The 3,257-nt window shown below is 69.5% G+C and carries 2 protein-coding genes and 1 pseudogene; 2 read left to right on the top strand and 1 reads right to left on the bottom strand.

What is annotated here, in order from left to right:
• Positions 1-167: 167 nt before the first annotated feature.
• The gene (locus D3273_RS27295; RefSeq protein WP_129230142.1) at positions 168-545 is read left to right on the top strand and encodes a 2Fe-2S iron-sulfur cluster-binding protein; all 378 of its coding nucleotides are present in this window, start codon (positions 168-170) and stop codon (positions 543-545) included.
• A gap of 197 nt (positions 546-742) precedes the next feature.
• Positions 743-2,404 carry a mechanosensitive ion channel family protein gene (locus D3273_RS27290; protein ID WP_129230140.1) on the top strand — a complete coding sequence of 554 codons (1,662 nt, stop codon included), beginning with the start codon at positions 743-745 and terminating at the stop codon, positions 2,402-2,404.
• Positions 2,405-2,595: 191 nt separating this feature from the next.
• Here the strand turns inward: D3273_RS27290 and D3273_RS29495 are convergent.
• Positions 2,596-2,829 (bottom strand): annotated as a pseudogene (locus tag D3273_RS29495) (IS701 family transposase); the annotation flags it as partial.
• Positions 2,830-3,257 lie beyond the last annotated feature (428 nt).

The raw sequence follows: 3,257 nt of genomic DNA, 5'->3' as shown, positions 1-3,257 counted from the left end.
CTCGCCCGCCTGCCGGACCACCCCGCGAAGCGCCTCGACGAGCTGCTGCCCTGGAACTGGAAGGCCAGCCGACCCGGCGCAGCCCTGGCTCAGGCGGCCTGACGGGGCACCCACGACCTTCTAGAGGCCGACATCACGCGGCAGCCCTGACCTGCGGTGCTGGCCGGATGCTTACATCCCGTCCGACCCCGGTGGACTACGGCGAAGGGACGGTCGTCGCCGGGCGCGCGGGCCTCTCCATCCTCGACGTGAGCCGCCTCGGCCACGTGCCCCACGCCCAGGTGTGCTCGGGACGTGGGCGGTGCGGCACTTGCCTAGTGGCCGTCGATGGCGACGGGGCGCTCACGCCGGTCGGCGACGTCGAGGCGGCCACACTGACCCGCCTCCACGCCCCCGCGGGAACGCGACTCGCCTGCCAGGCCCGCCTGCTCGGGGAACCGGTCGGCGTCAGGCGCTTGCAGCCCTCCTACGCCGACGTCGAGGACGCGCGTGACCCGCTCGACCTCGACGGCAGGTGGGAGCCCGCGGACGGGACGGTCCGGTGAACGCGCTCGAAGCGTCCGAGAACGCCACGGCGCTCCTCCCCGACGTGGCCGCCCACGTCCGCTGGCTCTTCGAAGCGCTCAGGCTGGCGCCCGAAGAGGCCGAGCGCTCGGCCGACACAGTTCTCGCCGCCTTCCACAATGGCACGGGCCTGCGAGACGTCACCTACGCGTCGATCCTGCTCGTGGTCGGCGGCGGCTTGGAATGGCTCTACTGGAGCTACGCCTCGGCGCCGTTGAGGGCCGTGGTGACCGTGCGGGCCGCGAACCCGCGCCAAGCCCTCCGTCTCGCCGGGCAACGGCTGGCGCTTCTCTGGGGCGGGTCGCTCCTGTTCGCGGGGGGGACCTCGATGGCCATCGCGAGCCTGCCGTGGCCCGATTCAGCCGGCGCGGCAGCTTCGGCCGCAACGCTGGTGACCACGGCGGCGCGGCTCGCCGCTGCCCTGGGCGAGACGCTCGCCTCGCCCCACCACCCCGCGCTCCGGCTCCTTCCGACCGAATCGGGGCGTCCCGGCTCGATCGTGGCGCCCGCGGCGGTGCTCGGAGGTCTAGCCGCCGCGGCAACGCTCCTGCCCAGTCTCGCCGGGGCCGAGGCGCCGCACCTTGAGACGGCGGCCCGCGTCGTCGTCGCGGCGTCGCTCGCGGTTGCCATCGTGATGACTACGACCCGATCGGGGCGGAAGTTAACGGATGGGAACCGCCGCGGTGCCCGCTTTCCTTCCCGTGCCGGGGCGGCCGGGCTCGTGTGCGTCGCGTTCGTGGCTTGGTTCGTCGGCGAAGGCGGGCTCGCGGTCGCCCTGGCCGACGTCGGATGTGCGGCCGCGCTCCTGGTCGCCTCGCGGCGTGTGGTCCAGTTCCTGTGGCAAGACGAGCTCGATTGCTGGGAGGGCACGGTCCCTAACCTCGCATTGTCGGCCGCTCGCTTCGGCATCGTCTCGACCGCCATCGCGATCGGTGCGCTTATCGCGACGGACGCTTGGGGATGGTCGGTGGGTGGCGACGCGGGCCCCCTCGCGTTGCGCGCCTTCGGGACGGCGCTGCTCGCCTTCGCGGCACACGCGGCGTGGCTGGCGCTGCGGGCGTCGGTGGACGGGCGCCTCCGGCGCCTGGCGGTGGACGATCCGCACGACGCGGCGGGGCCGAACGGCCGCCTCCTCACCCTCCTACCGCTGCTCCGCACGACGGCGGCGGTGACACTGGCCACATCCTTCGCCCTGTCCGCGCTCTGGATGCTCGACATTCCGATCGCACCGCTACTCGCCGGGGCTGGGGTCTTCGGCCTCGCGATCGGCTTCGGCGCGCAGGCGCTCGTGCGCGACGTGATCTCGGGCGTGTTCTACCTCGTCGAGGACGTCTTCCGCGTCGGCGAGTACATCGAGAGCGGGTCGAGCACCAAAGGGACCGTCGAACGCATCACGCTGCGCACCGTGGCCTTGCGCCATCAGAACGGTCCCCTGCACTTCGTCCCCTATGGTTCTCTCGGCACGGTGCGGAACACGTCGCGCGACTGGGTCATCGACAAGTTCGACCTGCCGCTCCCGGTCGGCACCGACAGCGAAGGGGTGCGCAAGCTCGTCAAGCGCATCGGGGTCGCGATGAAGGAGGACCCGACGATCGGACCTCTGCTCCAGGAACCCCTCAAGGCCAAGCTGTACCGCATCGAGCCTGGCGTGAAGACATTCCGATGCAAGTTCCAGACGCTGCCAGGACGGCAGTTCGAGATCAGGGCGGATGCATACCGGCGCATCGAAGCCGCCCTCTCCGAGGCCGGCATCGCCTTCGCCGAACCTGGTAGCGTCGTGATTATGAATGGGGGGCAAGGCGTATGCGGAGCGCACCATCCCGGAGGCTCCTCGCCTTGATGGAGGCCGGTGTGGCGCAGCGACGCGCCCTTTTCCGGATAGAGTCGGTTCGAGGTTCGACACCGCCATCCGGAGACAAACCCGGGAGACAGAAGCGCCTAGCCGGCGCCCGCCGACTTATCCGCACAGGGCGACGATCTCGCCAGTGAAGCGCCGCATCACGCGCAGACAACTGATCGAGGCGCCTCGCACTACTTTGGCACATTCAACTCGATGATGCGCGGTGAAGAAGGCGATCGCAATGCGGGCATCGGGTTGAAATCCGATCCACACGCTCCACCACGGACCGCCGAACGTCTGGAAGGGTCGGTTGCGGCGGTGGCAGGCCCACCTTCAGCTTTTTTCCCCCGCCCCGCAGTGGTCAGCCGTCTGTGCTGCAGGAAGGCGTGGGCCAGCATGGTCATGAGCGCGTGTCGGTGTAGCCCGGTCTCCGACGCCCTCGCGAGCGTCCATCGCGCGATCTGGCGCGAACAGCATTTCCAGATATCACCGCGGCGAACCGACCGCCGGAATATCCCCTTCAGGCTGCCGCAGGCCTGGGCCTACGCCCTCTGCAACGCAGCCTGAAAAGGACAAAGTCGAGCTGAGGTCGCCGATGGGAACGTCTCCTTCCGCCTGATCTCGATCGGAAGCAGCCGGACCGCTCTCCACCCATTTCCGCTGCCCGGCCGGAGTCGACCCAATCAGGCCATAGCGCCAGACTTCGTCGTTGCCCTGAAGCAGACATAGCAGGTGACTTCGCGCCTCGTCATCGAACGATTGCCCGCAAGCTCACACTCGGAGATCGACGACATCGCCGAGGAAGCGGTTCACGAACGCGCTGACCTCCTTCGCGTGCGTTTCCAGGGCGAAG

Source organism: Lichenibacterium minor, from assembly GCF_004137685.1.
In the GTDB taxonomy this organism is placed as follows: domain Bacteria; phylum Pseudomonadota; class Alphaproteobacteria; order Rhizobiales; family Beijerinckiaceae; genus Lichenihabitans; species Lichenihabitans minor.
Note: the sequence above shows the minus strand (reverse complement) of the source record. Positions and strands in the feature narration are given on the sequence as shown.

Excerpts from the sequence above, each read along its gene's own strand:
- D3273_RS27295 (WP_129230142.1), top strand. The coding sequence starts at position 168 with ATGCTTACATCCCGTCCGACCCCGGTGGACTACGGCGAAGGGACGGTC.